The organism is Patescibacteria group bacterium (assembly GCA_041675205.1).
GTDB lineage: Bacteria > Patescibacteriota > Patescibacteriia > GWA2-46-9 > GWA2-46-9 > JBAYUF01.
In genome coordinates this window covers 155,808-172,253 of the sequence record JBAYUF010000002.1, presented here as the reverse complement: position 1 = coordinate 172,253, position 16,446 = coordinate 155,808, and the positions used below count along the sequence as shown (strand labels likewise).

General features: G+C 47.6%; 19 protein-coding genes and 2 tRNA genes. 6 read left to right on the top strand and 15 right to left on the bottom strand.

The annotated features are described in order from the left end of the window. Positions 1-97: 97 nt before the first annotated feature. From WC052_02060 to WC052_02005, 12 genes are all read right to left on the bottom strand, one after another. Positions 98-2,902: a vitamin B12-dependent ribonucleotide reductase gene (locus WC052_02060; protein ID MFA7286425.1), complete on the bottom strand. Its 2,805-nt coding sequence runs from the start codon at positions 2,900-2,902 to the stop codon at positions 98-100. Between the two features lie 275 nt (positions 2,903-3,177). Further along, a complete protein-coding gene (locus WC052_02055; GenBank protein MFA7286424.1) occupies positions 3,178-3,774 on the bottom strand; it encodes a TlpA disulfide reductase family protein in 597 nt (198 codons plus the stop codon). A gap of 5 nt (positions 3,775-3,779) precedes the next feature. Further along, entirely contained in the window at positions 3,780-4,658 is an 879-nt protein-coding gene (locus tag WC052_02050; GenBank protein MFA7286423.1) for a class II fructose-bisphosphate aldolase, read from the bottom strand. 8 nt (positions 4,659-4,666) lie between these two features. After that, on the bottom strand, positions 4,667-5,176 hold the full coding sequence (locus tag WC052_02045) for a hypothetical protein (protein MFA7286422.1): 510 nt from the start codon (positions 5,174-5,176) through the stop codon (positions 4,667-4,669). Positions 5,177-5,179: 3 nt separating this feature from the next. Beyond that, on the bottom strand, positions 5,180-6,169 hold the full coding sequence (locus tag WC052_02040; protein MFA7286421.1) for a carbohydrate kinase family protein: 990 nt from the start codon (positions 6,167-6,169) through the stop codon (positions 5,180-5,182). Positions 6,170-6,191: 22 nt separating this feature from the next. After that, the gene (locus tag WC052_02035; GenBank protein MFA7286420.1) at positions 6,192-7,199 is read right to left on the bottom strand and encodes a transketolase C-terminal domain-containing protein; all 1,008 of its coding nucleotides are present in this window, start codon (positions 7,197-7,199) and stop codon (positions 6,192-6,194) included. 38 nt (positions 7,200-7,237) lie between these two features. Then, positions 7,238-7,465 (bottom strand): hypothetical protein, encoded by a 228-nt coding sequence (locus WC052_02030; GenBank protein MFA7286419.1) that lies wholly within the window; start codon positions 7,463-7,465, stop codon positions 7,238-7,240. Between the two features lie 124 nt (positions 7,466-7,589). Next, entirely contained in the window at positions 7,590-8,459 is an 870-nt protein-coding gene (locus WC052_02025) for a transketolase (protein ID MFA7286418.1), read from the bottom strand. Between the two features lie 64 nt (positions 8,460-8,523). Continuing rightward, the gene (locus tag WC052_02020; GenBank protein ID MFA7286417.1) at positions 8,524-9,150 is read right to left on the bottom strand and encodes a hypothetical protein; all 627 of its coding nucleotides are present in this window, start codon (positions 9,148-9,150) and stop codon (positions 8,524-8,526) included. Between the two features lie 3 nt (positions 9,151-9,153). Beyond that, entirely contained in the window at positions 9,154-9,618 is a 465-nt protein-coding gene (locus WC052_02015; protein MFA7286416.1) for an RpiB/LacA/LacB family sugar-phosphate isomerase, read from the bottom strand. A 60-nt stretch (positions 9,619-9,678) separates the two neighbouring features. Continuing rightward, positions 9,679-10,683 (bottom strand): hypothetical protein, encoded by a 1,005-nt coding sequence (locus WC052_02010; GenBank protein ID MFA7286415.1) that lies wholly within the window; start codon positions 10,681-10,683, stop codon positions 9,679-9,681. A gap of 1 nt (position 10,684) precedes the next feature. Continuing rightward, entirely contained in the window at positions 10,685-11,572 is an 888-nt protein-coding gene (locus WC052_02005) for an EamA family transporter (protein ID MFA7286414.1), read from the bottom strand. A 404-nt stretch (positions 11,573-11,976) separates the two neighbouring features. On the opposite strand from WC052_02005, the gene WC052_02000 reads away from it, so the two are divergent. Continuing rightward, positions 11,977-12,050 (top strand) — tRNA-Val (locus WC052_02000). A 74-nt stretch (positions 12,051-12,124) separates the two neighbouring features. Then, positions 12,125-12,562, top strand: a complete 438-nt coding sequence (locus WC052_01995) for a hypothetical protein (GenBank protein ID MFA7286413.1) — start codon at positions 12,125-12,127, stop codon at positions 12,560-12,562. A gap of 222 nt (positions 12,563-12,784) precedes the next feature. Here WC052_01995 and WC052_01990 read toward each other — a convergent pair whose 3' ends face one another. Continuing rightward, the gene (locus tag WC052_01990; protein ID MFA7286412.1) at positions 12,785-13,351 is read right to left on the bottom strand and encodes an SAM-dependent methyltransferase; all 567 of its coding nucleotides are present in this window, start codon (positions 13,349-13,351) and stop codon (positions 12,785-12,787) included. Further along, the gene (locus WC052_01985) at positions 13,348-14,013 is read right to left on the bottom strand and encodes an HAD family phosphatase (GenBank protein MFA7286411.1); all 666 of its coding nucleotides are present in this window, start codon (positions 14,011-14,013) and stop codon (positions 13,348-13,350) included. Before WC052_01985 ends, WC052_01990 begins: the two co-directional genes overlap by 4 nt. A gap of 78 nt (positions 14,014-14,091) precedes the next feature. Here WC052_01985 and WC052_01980 point away from each other — a divergent pair, with 78 nt between their 5' ends. The 4 genes from WC052_01980 (at position 14,092) to WC052_01965 (ending at position 15,119) form a co-directional block, all read left to right on the top strand. Next, the gene (locus WC052_01980; protein MFA7286410.1) at positions 14,092-14,391 is read left to right on the top strand and encodes an RNHCP domain-containing protein; all 300 of its coding nucleotides are present in this window, start codon (positions 14,092-14,094) and stop codon (positions 14,389-14,391) included. Positions 14,392-14,430: 39 nt separating this feature from the next. Further along, positions 14,431-14,688, top strand: a complete 258-nt coding sequence (locus WC052_01975; GenBank protein ID MFA7286409.1) for a hypothetical protein — start codon at positions 14,431-14,433, stop codon at positions 14,686-14,688. Between the two features lie 12 nt (positions 14,689-14,700). Next, a tRNA-Ala gene (locus WC052_01970) sits at positions 14,701-14,776 on the top strand. 130 nt (positions 14,777-14,906) lie between these two features. Then, on the top strand, positions 14,907-15,119 hold the full coding sequence (locus WC052_01965; protein ID MFA7286408.1) for a hypothetical protein: 213 nt from the start codon (positions 14,907-14,909) through the stop codon (positions 15,117-15,119). 49 nt (positions 15,120-15,168) lie between these two features. Here WC052_01965 and WC052_01960 read toward each other — a convergent pair whose 3' ends face one another. Continuing rightward, a complete protein-coding gene (locus tag WC052_01960) occupies positions 15,169-16,440 on the bottom strand; it encodes an endonuclease Q family protein (GenBank protein MFA7286407.1) in 1,272 nt (423 codons plus the stop codon). Positions 16,441-16,446 lie beyond the last annotated feature (6 nt).

The following is a 16,446-nucleotide window of genomic DNA, read 5'->3' as shown; positions in this document are numbered from 1 at the left end:
AAACGGAAACATTCTCCACACGACCCGTCCCGCGGCCCACCCAGAACTGACACTGGGGGGCCGCTTTTTATAGGAGCGTAGAACTAATGAATGAATCCTAAGAACAGCCGGAAGTTGACCCGCAGTTCCAACACTTGTAGCAAGCACCATTACGCACCATTAAACTGCCGCAGTCAGCGCAGGTTGGCGCATCTCCCTGTACTCGAACCGTAAAGTGTTCGTTGATAACCACTTGCCCGCTCGTGTCCTGCATTACTGGTACTGCTTTCGTTTGCGGAAGTATAGCGGTCTTCATTTCCCCGACAACTTCAGTTGCCGCTGTTGGCTGTGCGGTTAGACCGGCTTCAACTTGATCAGCAGCTGAAAGAAAATTCATACCAAGCCACCGGAAGATGTAATCGATGACGGATTTAGCAATAGGAATGTCCTCATTTCTGGTAAATCCTGATGGCTCAAACCGCATATGGCTGAACTTACGAACGAGGTCTTTTAGCGGCACGCCATACTGCAAGGAAACGGAAACCATGGTGGCGAAGGCATCCATCAGCCCAGAAATAGTGGAGCCTTCTTTATTCATGGTAAGGAAGACTTCCCCTGGTTGACCGTCATCGTACAGGCCAACAGTGACATACCCTTCGTGACCAGCAATGGTGAATTTATGCGTTACTGCCCGACGAGTATCCTTAAGCTTGTGACGACGAAGTGAGGGGTCCTCGGTTACAGAAACGGACACATCTGCCTCAATAGATACTGTTTGTGCTGCTTCTTTCTTTTTGCCCGTATTCAAAGGCTGCGTCTTCTTTGAACCATCGCGATAAATAGCGAGCGCCTTCACTCCTAATTTCCATGCCTCGTAGTACATTTCAGCAATCTCTTCGGAAGTGCTCGTCTCTGGAATGTTCACCGTCTTCGATATGGCACCAGAAATAAACGGCTGTACGGCACCCATCATCTTAATGTGACCCTGGTAGTGAATGGAACGCTCTCCGTTCACGGGCTTAAAGGCACAATCGAATACGGCGAGGTCTGCTTCCTTCAAGTACGGCGCACCTTCAATAGTTTCTTGCTCGTTTACATACTCAACCATTTCTTTTATTTGTTCTTCGCTGTACCCGAGTCGTCTGAGTCCCGCAGGTAAGGTGCGGTTCACAATTTTCATCATGCCGCCACCAACGAGTGTCTTGTATTTAACAAGGGCAATGTCCGGCTCAACACCAGTGGTGTCGCAATCCATCATGAAGGCGATGGTACCGGTGGGGGCCAGCACGGTGGCCTGGGAATTTCGATAACCAAATTGTTCACCCAAAGTGAGCGCCGACGCCCATACTTCATACGCCGCCTCCATGAGGTCTTGCGCTACGGCCGGTGCGTCAATGTCTCGAATAGCTGCCTGGTGCTTTAAGATAACACCGAGCATTGGCTCACGGTTCTTCATGAAGCCTGCAAACGGTCCAACCCGAGAAGCAATACGGGCTGACATCTCATACGCCGTGCCAGTCATGAGCGCCGTAATAGCAGCCGCGTAAGAACGGCCTTCATCAGAGTCATACGGAAGGCCACGATCCATGAGTAATGCACCAAGGTTAGCGTACCCCAATCCAAGCTGGCGGTAATCGATGGCGTTTCTCGTTATCTCTGGCGTTGGATAGCTGGAGAAACCAACAATAATCTCTTGCGCCAAAAGTAAAATCTCTACCGCCCGCCGGAAACCAATAACGTCAAACTGGCCATCAGTTCGCACGAACTTCAACAGGTTGATACTCGCCAAGTTACAGGCTGAATTATCAATATGCATGTACTCTGAGCACGGATTTGAGGCGTTAATACGGCCAGTGTTTGGACAGGTATGCCACGCATTGATAGTCGTGTCGTACTGCATACCTGGATCACCACACACCCAAGCGGCGTCAGCAATCATCTTCATAAGGTCACGTGCTTTGAATGTTTCGACCGCCTCACCGGTTGTGCTGGCCCGTGTTGAAAAATCACCATCCGCTTCATAGGCGCGCATAAACTCATCCGTAACACGCACAGAATTATTCGCATTCTGAAATTGAATTGACTGCCAGGCTTCGCCGTTTAGCCCCATGTCGTACCCCATGGCGCCAAGTGCCCAAGCTTTTTTCTCTTCTAATTCTTTACTGCGCACAAACTCAACGATGTCTGGATGATCAATATTCAAAACCACCATCTTAGCTGCCCGTCGCGTTGTCCCGCCTGACTTAATGGCACCGGCCGAGGCATCAGCGCCGCGCATGAACGAAACCGGACCAGACGCTGTGCCGCCAAGCGACAATCGTTCTTTTGAAGATCGCAAAGTGGAAAGATTTATACCCGAACCAGAACCGTGCTTAAAAATCATCCCCTCTTTCTTGATCCAATCAAGAATCGACTCCATTGTGTCTTCGACCGAAAGAATGAAGCAGGCCGAGCACTGCGGTTTCTCTCGGACGCCAACATTAAACCAGACTGGTGAATTGAATGCTGCCTTCTGATACACAAGCAGGTGCGCAAGCTCAGCATTAAAAATGGGAGCCTCTTCATCGCGAAGATACCCACCAGTTTTTCCCCACTCAGTAATAGTGTCGGCCACTCGGCTCACCAATTGTTTAACACTGCGTTCCCGCTGCGGTGTACCGTTTTGCCCACGGAAATATTTTGAAACAACAACATTCGTGGCCAACTGCGACCAAAAATCTGGAATCTCGACGTCCTTTTGTTCAAAAACAACTTGCCCGCCACTACTTGCTATACTCGCTGTCCGTTGCTCCCAAACAATCTCATCATACGGATGCACTCCTGGTTTTGTAAAAAAATGTTCTATTCGATACCCTTCATCCTCGCTAACGACTGAAGACCTAGGAGTAGCACGGAGCGATGCGTCGATGCGAGTTGTTGACATAACCTGGCAAGGTAAGGTTAGCAATTAACAAAGCAAACAATGGAGGGACACCTCTGTACAGTACGGCGATGCGAGGCTGAATTGTCTACATCTAGTGGTGCTTAACAAAAAATACCACAAGATATTGTTAGGGTCAAGAAAACGCAACAAACTGCTGTGAGTCAAAAAACTTTATTTACTGGGAGAAAAACAGTGTTTGCCAGTATAGCACAGTGGGACAATCATCCAACCCCACAAGACGCGGTGGATAACCAAGCGACCGGGTATTTTGCACTCTACGGCTCTGCCGTAAGCTGGCCAAGGGCTTCACGAACTTGATCAAACGCTAGTTCGCCAGTAAATCGACTTCGGATAACTCCAGTGGCATCAATAAAAAACGTTACTGGCAGCTCAGTTGCTTTATAAAGATTCGATACTTCCTCATTTGTATCAACAAAAAGCCGTACCGCAGGGAATGGCTCTCGTGATTGCCTCCAATTAACCACTGCCTCAATTGGCTGTCCCCTGTTTACCGCCAATACGACGACCGGCTTCGAGGATAATAGTGCCGTAATATTGAACGTCGCCAATTGACTTACGCAAAACGGGCAATCAGTTCTCCAGAAGGTGAGAATAATTGGCCGACCAACAAACTGACTAAGTCGTTCGTCGCCATTACCGATTCTCGGTAAGGCAAAATCTGGCGCCAAGTAGTCAACCTCAGGAGCGGTCGCATATGTTTTTGGCGCCTCAGGTTCCGGAACGATTACTTCGACAATTTCAGTCTCTTTTTCAGTACTATCACGCAGCCAAGGAAGTTTATTCCAGCTATAGACAACGCCGACTAATACGATAGCAAGTATTACGATTGGCCCGAGTAGTCGTCTAAACATACAGATCAAATAATTTTGCCAGCCGCACCACACAACAAAATGCGTTCCCGTACAACTTCCTGCAGCGCACTACCGGCCGGCTTGAAGAGTTTGTACGGAATGATTTCTTCAGGCGCACCGGCAAGCGACGCACGCAAGGCCGTTATATAGGCGATCCGTAAGTCAGTACTAAAATGAACGTTTGCTATACCAGCTTTGACCGCCTCGGCCACGGCATCAAAAGGCACACCGGCACCACCATGCAGGACGAGCGGTACGGTTGGGATCGCACTATGAATTAGACCGACGCGCTCAACGTTCACATTGTCCTTCGCAAGATTATCTTTAACGACCATGCCATGAATGGTGCCAACCGCTGCGGCTAAGCGATCAACCTTCGTTGCCTGAATGAAATTCACCGCTCGCTCTACTGAGGCTAAGCTCTCCTCTGGTACAACGACAGCTTCAGTATAAATGGTCGAAGAATCGGTCACGAGGTAGCCAATTTCTCCCTCCACCATCACGTCTCCCGCGGCCCGAGCCGCTTCCACTACCTGCAAAACACCGGCAATATTTGTTTCATCTGACTCTTTAGAGAGATCAATGTGAACCGATTGAAAACCGGCAGTGATTGCTTCAATGGCGCTTTCGGGACTTCTAGCATGGTCCGCGTTTAGGTACAAACTCGCCCCGAACGTTTTGGCGGCCGCTGCCACCATGGCCACCGCAATACCATCACGAATAACGGCACGTTCGCCTTCAGACACACCAATCATAACGGGCGCCCGCAATTCCGCCGCTTTGACAGCAATGGCATTGAGCATTCCTAAATCAGAGATATTGAAATGCGGTATAGCCCACCTTTCCGCAACTGCTTGAGTAAAAACTTCGGAAAGTTTTTGCATAGCAAATGTTAATTGACGAAAGTAAACGAATCTAACAGACGTTCAAAAATGGGACCATAGCCACTCACTTCAACAAAACTACCACCAGTTCGGGGAATAATCACTCGATCCATTGCTTTTCCAGTCGCTGGGTCATAATCTCGATACCGATCGGCCATAACACTATTTTGTAGGACAACTGGCGTGGCTGGTGCCGGAATTAATGTTGTTGTCGTAACGGTCTCAATTGTACGAATACGAATGGTGTGCCCATTATTCTCGAAGATGTATTCACCCAACTCGTTATTTTTATTTTCCTGCCACGTAATTGGTAATGAAAATTTGTACCCTTCACTAGTAACTACAGACGCTTCAGTTGCCACGTTACTACTCACAACGGTATTGGCCGAACGGAAAATCGTGTCGGCAGTGATGAATGCTGCTGCCGCAATAACAACGACAGCAGTAAGTGCGACGCCAACCGTCCTTATAGATACCGTGGTCGACCAATCAACCTGACGAAAAAAATTACCCCTCATACGCTACTTCAGTATCCGAGGCTGCAATGACCGCTTCGTTTTTTGGACCTGCCGACGCATCGTCGACAATGTTAGCAAACCATCTTGCGGACCAATATGCTGCAGCACGCCAGCGGCATTCAACGTTCCCCACCGCATTGCTTCGACCATTGACTGCTTATAATGGAGCGCAGCCATAAATCCGCTGGCGAAACTATCTCCACAACCAGTACGCTCTATCACTGGCGAAGGGTAAATGCCAAGCTGCCAATAGGAACGACCATCAGTTGCGAATGAGCCGACTGGCCCATCTGTCATGACCGCAATACTCGCGCCAAGTGCCAGCATGCCGTTCAGTAGTTGTCGCTCCGTCTTCTCGCGACGAATGCCCGTCATAATTCTGGCCTCGTCTCGATTTAAGAACAGTGCCGTCGTTCGCTTTAGAATTGGGCGCAAGCGCTTAACATCATCTTTTAATTGAAAACTTCCTGGATTAAAACCAAGCTTTGTTTTTGGATGGGCGGCCAAGTAACGAACAACCTGGCGATAGAGGGACTGATACGGGCCACCAAAAGAAGTTAGATACACCCAGTGTGCTTCTGGTGGCTTTTTAGGAAAATCAAAACGATCTTCTGCTCCATGGTGTACGAGAATGGTCCGTTCTGCATGATAATCAATAACCACTGATGCATTCGTAGAACGATTTCGAGCAACTTGCACATACCGTGGCGAAACCGTTTCCTTGCGCAGAGTGCGCAGAATGCGTTGTCCATTATCGTCATCCCCAACCACGCAGTACATCGTTGTTTTCATACCCAGTCGTGCGCCGCCAACCGCATTATTCATGCCATTGTAGGCCGTTTTTGTTGTAATACCTTTGGCAATAATCTTGTCACCGTACCGTAAGCACACTTGGCACAACTGCGTATTTATACTGCAGTGCACGTCAGCGTCATCGATATTGACCAGTGTATCAAGGCCGGCTGGGCCAATAGTGAAGAGGTCGTATAGCATAGATATATGGTAGCACAGCTCACTATGACGACCGCTTTCGCGCTATAGCCTGTTTTGCTGCACGCACAATGCCCGCTTCGGTCAAGCCAAATTTTTTCAAAAGCTGCTCTGGCGTCCCAGACTCTCCGAAATGATTCTTAATACCGACAAACTCAATGGGGACTGGGTTATGTTGTGCTAGAATCTCGGCTACGGCAGACCCCATGCCGCCGGCAATCTGATGTTCTTCAACAGTAACAATGGCACCGGCGTCCCGTGCTGCCTTAATGAGGGTGCGCTCATCAATTGGTTTTATTGTGTGAAGATTAATTACCCGAACGCTGCGACCTATTTTTTCAAGGGCATGCGCGGCCATAATTGTTTCGTACACGAGCGGCCCTGAAGCAAGAAGCACAACATCAGGCTTTCCTTTGCTCTCAAAAAAAACTTCGGCTTTACCAATAACAAACGGTGTTTGCTTGGTAGTAAACACGGCTGTTTTTTCACGAGCAAGACGGAGGTAAACGGGATGCTTTGTCTTAGCAGCAGCCAGTGTGGCTTTCTGCGCTTCATTGGCGTCGCACGGGTACAGTACCGTCATGTTGGGCAATGCTCGCATAATGGCGATATCTTCCAACGCCTGATGCGTAGCACCGTCAGGACCAACGGAAACACCGGCATGGGAACCAACAATTTTAACCGGCACATTATTGTAACAAATGGTGGTTCTAATTTGCTCCCAATTTCGTCCGGGACTAAACGTCGCATAACTTGAAATGAATGGAATTTTACCGTAGTTCGCGAGCCCTGCCGCCACAGCTGCCAAATTTTGTTCAGCAACACCAATCTCAATAAACCGGTTAGGAAAGGCTTCAGCAAAATGTATGGTCTGCGTTGACTCGGTCAGATCTGCGCACAAAGCTACAATACGCTCGTCTTTTCTGCCTGCTTCAAGAAGACCTTGGCCATAGCCTTCCCTCGTAGCTTTCTGCACCACGTCTTTAACCTCAAATATTTTGTCCAGTAAATTGCTTTTTTTAGAAACTCCCATGTTTATTCGTGCTCACTTTAGGAACTTAAAGTGTAAATTTACGAGAACCTGAGAAACTGAGTTGCGTCATAGGATAGATACCAAAATAATGGAACGATTAAGACAGCGTAACCTAAGCCTTCTTTGAATTTTGATTTATACGAAAAATCGGCTAACTCTACACCGAGAGCCAAAAAAATGGGCGACAAAATAAAAGGACGCAAAATGCCAGCACAAAATAGACCAATTAAACTAAATGAGATAAGCCAGGCGACTTCAACATCCATCGTCAAGAAGAATTCCAACACTGCAGCAAATTGCATTGCGACAAGCAACAGCGAATGAAAAAGGGCATAAAATAATAGCAGACTCAGTACTGACCTTATTATAAGGTTCCTATATGTTTTCATATTACTCGTGTTCACTTTTTATTTTCCCGCCCAACGTTCTAAGCTCGTGCAAAAATTCCTTTGCCTCCACACCTGCTGGAGCCTTACCATGCCATCGATAATCAAATTCAATCTCCTCTATGCCTTTTCCTGGGATAGTATGGGCAATAATAACAACTGGTTTTTCGTAGATTGACCGAGCTGTTTCACAGGCATTGATAATTTCTGTCATATTGTGACCATTTACTTCAATGACGTGCCAACGAAATGCTTCGTATTTTTCTTTCAATGATTCAAGTGGCATGATGTCTTCGGTCATGCCGTCAATCTGAATATTGTTGCGGTCAATAATCGCCGTTACGTTATCGAGTCGGAGCTTACCAGCCAACAACACCGCCTCCCACGTGTTGCCAGCGTCGTGCTCGCCATCAGACAACAGACAGTAAACTTGGTTCTTGCGTGCATCCATCTTAAGACCGATAGCTATGCCAAGCGCTTGACTGAGTCCTGACCCAAGCGGGCCAGACGTCGTTTCAATACCGGGTAGAGAACCTCGATGCGGATGCCCCTGCAGCCGAGAGCCTAGTTTTCGTAACGTCATTAATTCACGCACAGGGAAATAACCAGCATGCGCTAACGTAGCGTATTGCACCGGACAAATATGCCCATTTGAAAGCACGCAGTAATCGCGCTCTGGCCAGAGTGATTTTTTAGGATTGTGTTTGAGAACAGCAAAGTAAAGAGCGGTAAAAACATCGGCCATACCAAGCGGACCAGCCGTATGTCCAGAGCCAGCCGCCACGAGCATTTCAATAATAGACTGGCGAATTTTATTCGCCGTTTGTTCAAGTGCTTTTATTTTTTTATCGGATATGTGTGTCATCGGATTCATCAAAACTTCTCAATCCGAGTTTTCATTCGTAAACCGTACAGCATATAGCGTATGGCGTATGCCATTAGAGTGTCGCTTGCCGAAACGCGGCGAGTACCGTCTTTGGGTCCCCAAATTTCCAAAACGTACTCCCCACGGCAACCCGATCAACACCCAGCTTTGACAACGGCTTCATATGTTCAATTTTTACCCCGCCATCAATGGTCAACTTTAATTGGGGGTAGCGTGCTTTCACTGTCCTAATTTTTTCATAGACTGCTTCAGAAAATACTTCGCCCTGATACCCTGGCTTTTCTATGCTGAGGAGTAATAGTGAGGTCAAACTGGGTACGTACGATTCTATGGCCGTGACTGGCGTTTCTAGCCGCAACGCAAGCCCATGCTCAATGCGGCTCGATGGCCTCGGAAGACGCAACACACCGTCGAGCGCCTCAACATGCCAATACACACGGCTAACGCCAAGTCGATACAGTGGCGGGCTCCAGCTAAGCGGATCGCGCACCATTAAGTGCGCCTCCCATTCAACATCTCGAAGTAATTCAGGCAGGTCATCGGGCGACACCGATTTGGTCGGCACAAATTGCCCGTCCATAAAGTCTACCTGCACCGTCAAACCCAAGCCAGCCACCGACTGCACCCGCGAGATAAGTTCTTGCGAAGAATCGGTAAGAATACTTGGAATGATAACCATACTTTATTTGTTTGGAGAAAACATCTCTTGCTCGAGTGCTGCCAGCTTATCAAGGCGATTACGATACCGTGGCTCGTTACTAAATGGTGTGGACAGCCAAACCTGAACGATATCGGCGGCATCAGCCCCGCTGGTCTCGTCAGCATCAAACACCAGTACATTGGCATCATCGTCTTTTCTTGAACCAATGGCTTGATGCACTGACCGAACCAATGCTGCTCGCACACCACGCACCTTGTTAGCAGCAATATCCATGCCAACACCACTGCCGCACATTAAAATACCGCGATGCATGACGGGGTCAGTGGCAACGGCTTTGGCAACCGGCAAAGCATAATCAATAAAGTCATCACTGGGGTCAAGTTTTGCCGCTCCGAAGTCCTCAAACGGAATCCTATTCTTCGTCAAAAACCGTTTTAATGACTCTTTAAGGCCAAAGCCACGATGATCAGCGCCAATATATATCATGTGGTTAGTATAGCCGTAAAACCGTTAGCCATAAAGCCGTACTGCCATTGTAACCAGCGTTTATTTATCGCTTGGAAATAATTCTTTGCCACGCTCCCAAAATTCTGGGTGACCTTGCTCACGCATCCAATACCACCACTCTACGCCCCAAAGATAGGCGTCACCAAACCCAGTTTTCTTAGCAAACGCTATTTGGTTATTCAATCGATCTATGTCCATGGAACGCAACTGCTCCTCAATGGTCGCCTCAACGAGGGAGACACCTGGCGGCCAAGGTTCTGCTTGAAGCTCTGCAATGAGAACGTGCGCAGGGTCTAGTCCCCAAAGACGAGCCTTCGCCCGATACAGTCCTGCCGGAAATGGATAGGTCCAATAGCCAATGTACTTATTCCAGGTAGTTCGGTAGATTGTGGTACCAAAGGTATCGGCAAACGTCGCAGCATGCGACCAAAGTGACAGTTCTCCTGAATCGGTAATAAGCACTGGTTTCTCTGTACGTTCCCTCATTATGGTCAGTTCACGATCAAGCCGTTCGCGGAGTGGTGCTGGGCAATAACCAAACCAGCTTACGAACGGCTCATTCTCTAACTGCCACATCACTATTTCTGGTCGACTGTCATAACGACTGACAATGGCTACCAATAGGTCTTCCAATGCTGCGTCTTGTTCGCTATTTGATAACGTATGGAGCCAAGCCGGCACGAAACACTCAGGCCAACGCGGCACCTTACGACCAACCGCAACAATAACTTCAGCGTTATGCGCCGCTGCTGCGTCGAGTTGCCAATCAAGTTCTGAAAAAGTAAACGTGTTTTGCGTTGGTTCTATATCATCCCAGTACGCAACGATACGCAACTGGCGAACGCCGAGTTCATCAAGAACGCTTCCGAGCACCACCTTTGGATCAAGATGTAATGCCAGCGCCTGCTTGGTTGAAAAAGTCACACCCAGGCGCTGCTCTTGCTCTGCTACTGGCCGAGCAAGATAGGCTAGCCAAACAATAAGGGCCGCGCAAATAGCCAGCGCTACCCAACGTATAGATGACCGACGAATACCTACGCGCATCTCAAGCGACAAGATAGAGGCCAAAACTTAAGACAAACAAAGCAAACACTTTTTGCAAAACTATCGTTCGAGTAATCCTTTCATGAATGGCGCCAGGAAAGAAACGATTTACAAATACAGCCAGAATGAAAAGGAAGGCGTACTGTACGCCCTGCAAAGCATTCACGACCGAAACCTGGGGTGCCAAGGCAACGGCAAAATTTAATAATACAAACCCAAGCGCACCAAACGCTTGTCCAACATAAAATAATGCCGATGGACGAGTGCCCCCACGGGCAAAAATGGCCTGGCGAATACCCGGCACCATGAGGAGCGGGACAACAGTACTAAAGGCCGCCAGTCGCATCCAAAGGAAACCATCAATGAACGTGGTTTGGTTAAAAACGACTTTCGTTAATGTGTACGAAAGGGCAAACAAGCCAGCAGCAAGGACTGTAAGATACGCTTCTCTATAACCAAGACGCTTCGCTTGTCCCCGTTCATACGATATAACCACCGCACCGATAATTAAGAGGGCTATCCCTGACAACTGACCGGATGACACCGTTTCGCCAAGCGTAACGGCAGCAAAAAGTATTGTCCAAAGAGGAACAAGTGCACCAACCGCCGGCACGACTCGAGTGGTCTCCCCTTGCTGCAGAGCATTAAAAAATGCCAACAGTGCCGCCATGAAAGAAGCGCCAGCTATGAATGCCGTAACAAGAACAGACACGGGCAAGATCGTTAGCTCACCAAAAGGCAAGAGCACAAAACCCAAGAGACCAAGTGTGCCAATAAAAAAGACATAAACACCTGGGCGTTGCATACGTCCAGACAGTAATATTTTATCAACAACGAACGCTAAAGCATTCGCAAAATGTCCGGCTAGTGCCACAAGCAGCCAATTCATTCCCTTAGTATACCAGAAGTCCCCTACCTGGACAGGAGCAAGAAAAGCAAGTATACAGAAACCTCGTAGGGAGCCGGATTAAAACCTTATTGTGGGCAATTAGCCCCGACGCTTTCAGGTCGGGGTTCCGACATGCCTAGCATCGTCGGAACTTCCTCCTTCGCTCCGGCAGTATCGTCGGAGCTATGGCGGACAGGCAGTTTCCGCCAACGGCGGATCCGCCTCTGGCGGAGGTTACCCGCCCAAAGTTTCACATTGTGGCGGGTTGGGAGCGTCTCGTTTACACCGAGAAGGCCGTCCCGTTTCACGGGACACCGTCCGTCATTTTCAGTAATTGCGATGCAATCGCAATTATTATGAGGTCTGCTAAACTTAGGTAACGAAGCAAAATTAAATCTTTTTGTGGGCAATTAGCTCAGTTGGTTAGAGCGTCTCGTTTACACCGAGAAGGTCGTAGGTTCGAATCCTACATTGCCCAATGAACAATACAATGTGGTCGTCCCGTTTCAAATGCCACCTTGGTGTTTAAAGCTAGCTTTCATTTTATTATGTATGGAAGATACAAAAACCATCACTCCTACTACTTATAAAACTCATCGAAAAGTTGCCCTCGTATTGGCAATTCTTTTCAGTCTTGATGCATTAAATAACTTGTTTGCTTTATTTGTAGAACTGAAAGACGGATTTAATATATTTTCATGGTTCATTCAACTCTTGCCTGCTGTAGGAAATACTTTTCTTTGTTGGTGGATTTACCTCAAGATTCAGACAGCAGAAAGTCGGCGACGCATGAAGATTGCAATAATCAGTGGATGTATTCTTGGCTTTATTAGCTTCATTGCTGGTTTTGTTGGTCCAATTCTTTTTGCGCCGGAAGCAGACCAAGGACCGCTACTTGGTATTATTATTACTGGGCCATTGGGATTTTATGCGGGAGTTGCGGGTGGATACCTTTATGCCCGACTTACATCAAAACAAGCATCAGCGTAACTTCTGATAGCCATACCTATACCAGAGCGCAGCCCCCATCTTTTGCCCCACGAATCAATTGAACTCTGTTCAGAACACGAAAATTTTAAATCCTATGCAGTGTGCGAAGCGGACGCGTGGCGAGAAAGGCACGCACCACAGCATCCTTCAACTAAACCAGTACCAGAAAGTCAGCCAGAACAAGTGACTCCCCAATCCGGACTCCCTCGAAGATTTTGGAAATTAATTACCCGCCGGAGAAATAAAGAATAGAAATTCTCGATTTCTACCTTTTTCTCCCACAATCGGCGACTCAGTCTCTGATTTTACATGGAGGCCAAGTGCGGCTAGATCGCTTTTCACTTTTGCCAGCACTTGCGACACGAGTTCATCTGGCACTCGCCCAGCAACTAACTGACCCGGCAGTGCTTCATAGTGCGGTTTAACTAATGTCACCACGACACCACCTGGTTTTATAAACGTGAGTGCTTTCGGAATAATTTTCTGCTGTCTCGTCCACCCAGCATCAATTGTCACCACATCAACAAGTTCTGGTAGCTCAGCGTAGAGCGCATTGGTTCTTTCCATAACAACCACACGTGCGTCATTTCGCAATTTCCAATCCAACACACCGTAGGCCGTATCAATCGCGTACACTTTCTTGGCACCACGCTGCAATAAGCAATCGGTAAAGCCACCCGTTGAGCAGCCTAAGTCGGCACATATCGCACCAGTTACATTCACGGCAAAAGTATCGAGGGCGTGAGCCAACTTTTCACCACCTCGCGATACAAATTTTTCACTACTCATATTTCTTTGCCAATATACGTAGCCACATCAAGTAAGTCATCAATAACAACGTCAGCGGCACTAAGGTGCTGCTTTTCAAAAGTTCCCGAGAACCCTATGGATTTCATTCCTGCTGCCCGAGCTCCCATAATACCCTTAGGAGAATCTTCAATAACAACACACTGACTAGGCACTACTCCAAGCTTTTCTGCCGCAAACAAAAAAACAGCTGGGTCTGGCTTTGATTTCCATCCAACTTCGCTTACCGAGTAGATGTGAGTATTGAAATATGTAGGTAACGCAAGTCGCTCCTGAACAATGGTCAATAATTCGGGATGAAGCGCCGTAGCAACTGCCATTCTGTATTTACTATCTGGGAGCAATCGCCAAAGTTCTTGAAAGCCCGGCACGAAAGTGATCGTTTTTTGAAATAGCTGCTGCACTATTTGAAATCGTTCATCTATAAGCTCGTCAACAGCATCTGGCAAATTAAAATAATCCTTAACATAGGAAGCACCGTCTCGTAATGACATCCCATTCAAAGATGCCTTTGCCTCAACCCATGACATATCACTCCAATTGAGACCGCGCTGACTGAGGAAAGCGCGGTCCGCCTCATCCCAAATGTGATTGGTGTCGGCAATAACCCCCTCTAAATCAAAAATTATGGCCTTTGTTTGCATAGTAGCTAAGCGTACCTGTGCAACACGGCTTGGGCAAGCACGGCTTCACAAATAGCCAAAAACCTGTAGAATTGGCACGTGACATTCACGAGGAAGAAAGAGGACTTCATCTGCGAACACTGCGCTCAAAATGTAGTGGGTGACGGATATACGAATCACTGCCCAAAATGTCTCTGGTCAAAACATGTGGACATTGACCCAGGTGACCGAGCAGCAACGTGTCATGGTATGATGCGTCCTATCGCAACACGCTACGAGCACGATACGTTTATTGTCTATCATCAATGTACGGTGTGCAATGTGATAAAAAAAAATAAAAGTGTAAACGACGACGCAAAAAGTTTACTACACACATTAGTGAACAAACCGTTACCGTAAGACGTTGTACGTAAAAAAATAAGAAGTTATCCACAGCCTATGCAAATCATCTGGGGCCTCATCATTACAACAATCGGCGCGCTCATTGTTGTCTACACAGAAAAAATTCTAACCTTTGCCGGCTCAATGGGTTGGGCTGAACAGTGGTTACGTTTCTACGGTGGATCGCGCCTTGGCTATAAGTTGGTTGGTGTCGCGGCAATCATAATCGGTTTACTTATGGTAACCGGACTTATTGGAAATGTACTTTTAGGCCTGTTTGGTGGTCTTTTTGCAGGATTCACAACTTTACCGTAACATCTTTTTCACGGGCTCGTAGCTCAGTTGGTAGAGCGCTCGGTTTGCATCCGAGAGGTCAGGGGTTCGAATCCCCTCGGGTCCACCAAAAAAATTCTGCTTCACTCGTCACTGCAATAGATTGCTACGAAACAAAATAACATTCGCTACGGCGAATGTTATTTTGTTGCAAAAAATATTGTTGACGATATTTTTTTAGTATATAATGATTACAGTTTTTGAAACGCACAATCGCGTTACAAAAAAATTTTAGCGCAACACATGTACTACGCGAAAGCGAACGCATCACTGTTACGCATAATTGGACGGAGGTGATTTTCATGGCAGCAAAGAAAAAGGCAGCAAAGAAAAAGACAGTGAAGAAGGCGGCACCAAAGCGCAAGGCCGCTCCTAAGAAGAAGAAGACTGTGAAGAAGGCAAAGAAGCGATAACCGCTTCTGTCCTCACAGCAAAAAGAGCTCCCTAGGGAGCTCTTTTTGCTTACCCAAAAATAGTTTTTTCTGCCGGACCAGGCGGACCTTCTAAACCATACAGGCTAATAGAGCCAAAAATACCATCGTACCCAGGCGTTATGGTTACTGCACCTCGTCGGACGCGATTAACCGCATCAGCTACGGCAGGCGACGTAGCCGCCTGTATGCGAGCGAGCGGCGCGTCAATGAGAACCTCGAACTCAGTCCCCACCGTTGGCACCAACTGCTCATAGATTCGCGCCACTGCTTTTGAATGTTTCCCAACGCCAATTACTTCTGACAAAATTTCTCTCAGTGGCACAATAGAAACATAATCTGGCCGGCTACTTGGTCGTTCAGTGACCATACGGTCTGCTAACTGAGACGCTCGGCTAAGAACGCCGACGGTAACGGATCGCCCGCACTTCGGACATACGCCTTGCAACTGTCGAGTCTCGTCAGGTAATAACCGTACACCACACATTGCATGACCATCAACGTGATACTTCCCCTCCTCAGGATAAAATTCAATGGTACCAACAATCTTGTTTGACTGTGTATTTGAAAGAGCATGACGAAGCGCGTCGTAGGTCCAATCCATGCCAGTAAGTACTGTCGCCTCACGGCCCAGATTATCCAGACTATGCGCGTCTGAATTTGATAGTAAGGTTACTTTGTCTAAGTGAGAAATCTGCCAGTTCATCTGCGGGTCCGACGAAAGCCCCGTTTCTATGGCAGTGACATATGGCGTTAGTTCCTCAAAACATTCTTCCAAACTATCAAAGCCCGATTTTGAACCAAAGACTGAAAACCACGGCGTCCAGACGTGTGCCGGAATAAACATGCATGCTTCTGAAATGCTCAGCACAATTTCTAGCAGACGCTTCGCATCGAGCCCCAACATTGGTCGCCCATCTGCTTTTAGATTACCAATTGCTGCTAGGGCGATATTAATTTTCCTTACGACCGAAAGATCGGGCGCAACAACCAACACATGTAAACGGCGAACTTTTTCGTTCTTTTTATAGATGCAAGCAATTTCAACAGTGGGAACGAATTGAACCGGCCGTACGGTTTTGGCTGCCTTACATTCATAAAAACCACTGCTAGTCTGCGTCAGTTCTTGTTCCATCATGGCAAACCACCCAGGGTGCGTGAAATCTCCCGTCCCCATGAGCGTGATGCCTTTGCGAGCTGCGGCGGCGGCAATATTCGGAAGCAGAAGATCTTTTGAACAGGCGCGAGAAAATTTTGAATGAATATGTAAATCAAGAACTGTATTTCCAATTGTCGAAATCATACGTAG

Excerpts from the sequence above, each read along its gene's own strand:
- WC052_02060 (MFA7286425.1), bottom strand. The coding sequence starts at position 2,902 with ATGTCAACAACTCGCATCGACGCATCGCTCCGTGCTACTCCTAGGTCT.
- WC052_02055 (MFA7286424.1), bottom strand. The coding sequence starts at position 3,774 with ATGTTTAGACGACTACTCGGGCCAATCGTAATACTTGCTATCGTATTA.
- WC052_02050 (MFA7286423.1), bottom strand. The coding sequence starts at position 4,658 with ATGCAAAAACTTTCCGAAGTTTTTACTCAAGCAGTTGCGGAAAGGTGG.
- WC052_02045 (MFA7286422.1), bottom strand. The coding sequence starts at position 5,176 with ATGAGGGGTAATTTTTTTCGTCAGGTTGATTGGTCGACCACGGTATCT.
- WC052_02040 (MFA7286421.1), bottom strand. The coding sequence starts at position 6,169 with ATGCTATACGACCTCTTCACTATTGGCCCAGCCGGCCTTGATACACTG.
- WC052_02035 (MFA7286420.1), bottom strand. The coding sequence starts at position 7,199 with ATGGGAGTTTCTAAAAAAAGCAATTTACTGGACAAAATATTTGAGGTT.
- WC052_02030 (MFA7286419.1), bottom strand. The coding sequence starts at position 7,465 with ATGGATGTTGAAGTCGCCTGGCTTATCTCATTTAGTTTAATTGGTCTA.
- WC052_02025 (MFA7286418.1), bottom strand. The coding sequence starts at position 8,459 with ATGAATCCGATGACACACATATCCGATAAAAAAATAAAAGCACTTGAA.
- WC052_02020 (MFA7286417.1), bottom strand. The coding sequence starts at position 9,150 with ATGGTTATCATTCCAAGTATTCTTACCGATTCTTCGCAAGAACTTATC.
- WC052_02015 (MFA7286416.1), bottom strand. The coding sequence starts at position 9,618 with ATGATATATATTGGCGCTGATCATCGTGGCTTTGGCCTTAAAGAGTCA.
- WC052_02010 (MFA7286415.1), bottom strand. The coding sequence starts at position 10,683 with ATGCGCGTAGGTATTCGTCGGTCATCTATACGTTGGGTAGCGCTGGCT.
- WC052_02005 (MFA7286414.1), bottom strand. The coding sequence starts at position 11,572 with ATGAATTGGCTGCTTGTGGCACTAGCCGGACATTTTGCGAATGCTTTA.
- WC052_01995 (MFA7286413.1), top strand. The coding sequence starts at position 12,125 with ATGGAAGATACAAAAACCATCACTCCTACTACTTATAAAACTCATCGA.
- WC052_01990 (MFA7286412.1), bottom strand. The coding sequence starts at position 13,351 with ATGAGTAGTGAAAAATTTGTATCGCGAGGTGGTGAAAAGTTGGCTCAC.
- WC052_01985 (MFA7286411.1), bottom strand. The coding sequence starts at position 14,013 with ATGCAAACAAAGGCCATAATTTTTGATTTAGAGGGGGTTATTGCCGAC.
- WC052_01975 (MFA7286409.1), top strand. The coding sequence starts at position 14,431 with ATGCAAATCATCTGGGGCCTCATCATTACAACAATCGGCGCGCTCATT.
- WC052_01960 (MFA7286407.1), bottom strand. The coding sequence starts at position 16,440 with ATGATTTCGACAATTGGAAATACAGTTCTTGATTTACATATTCATTCA.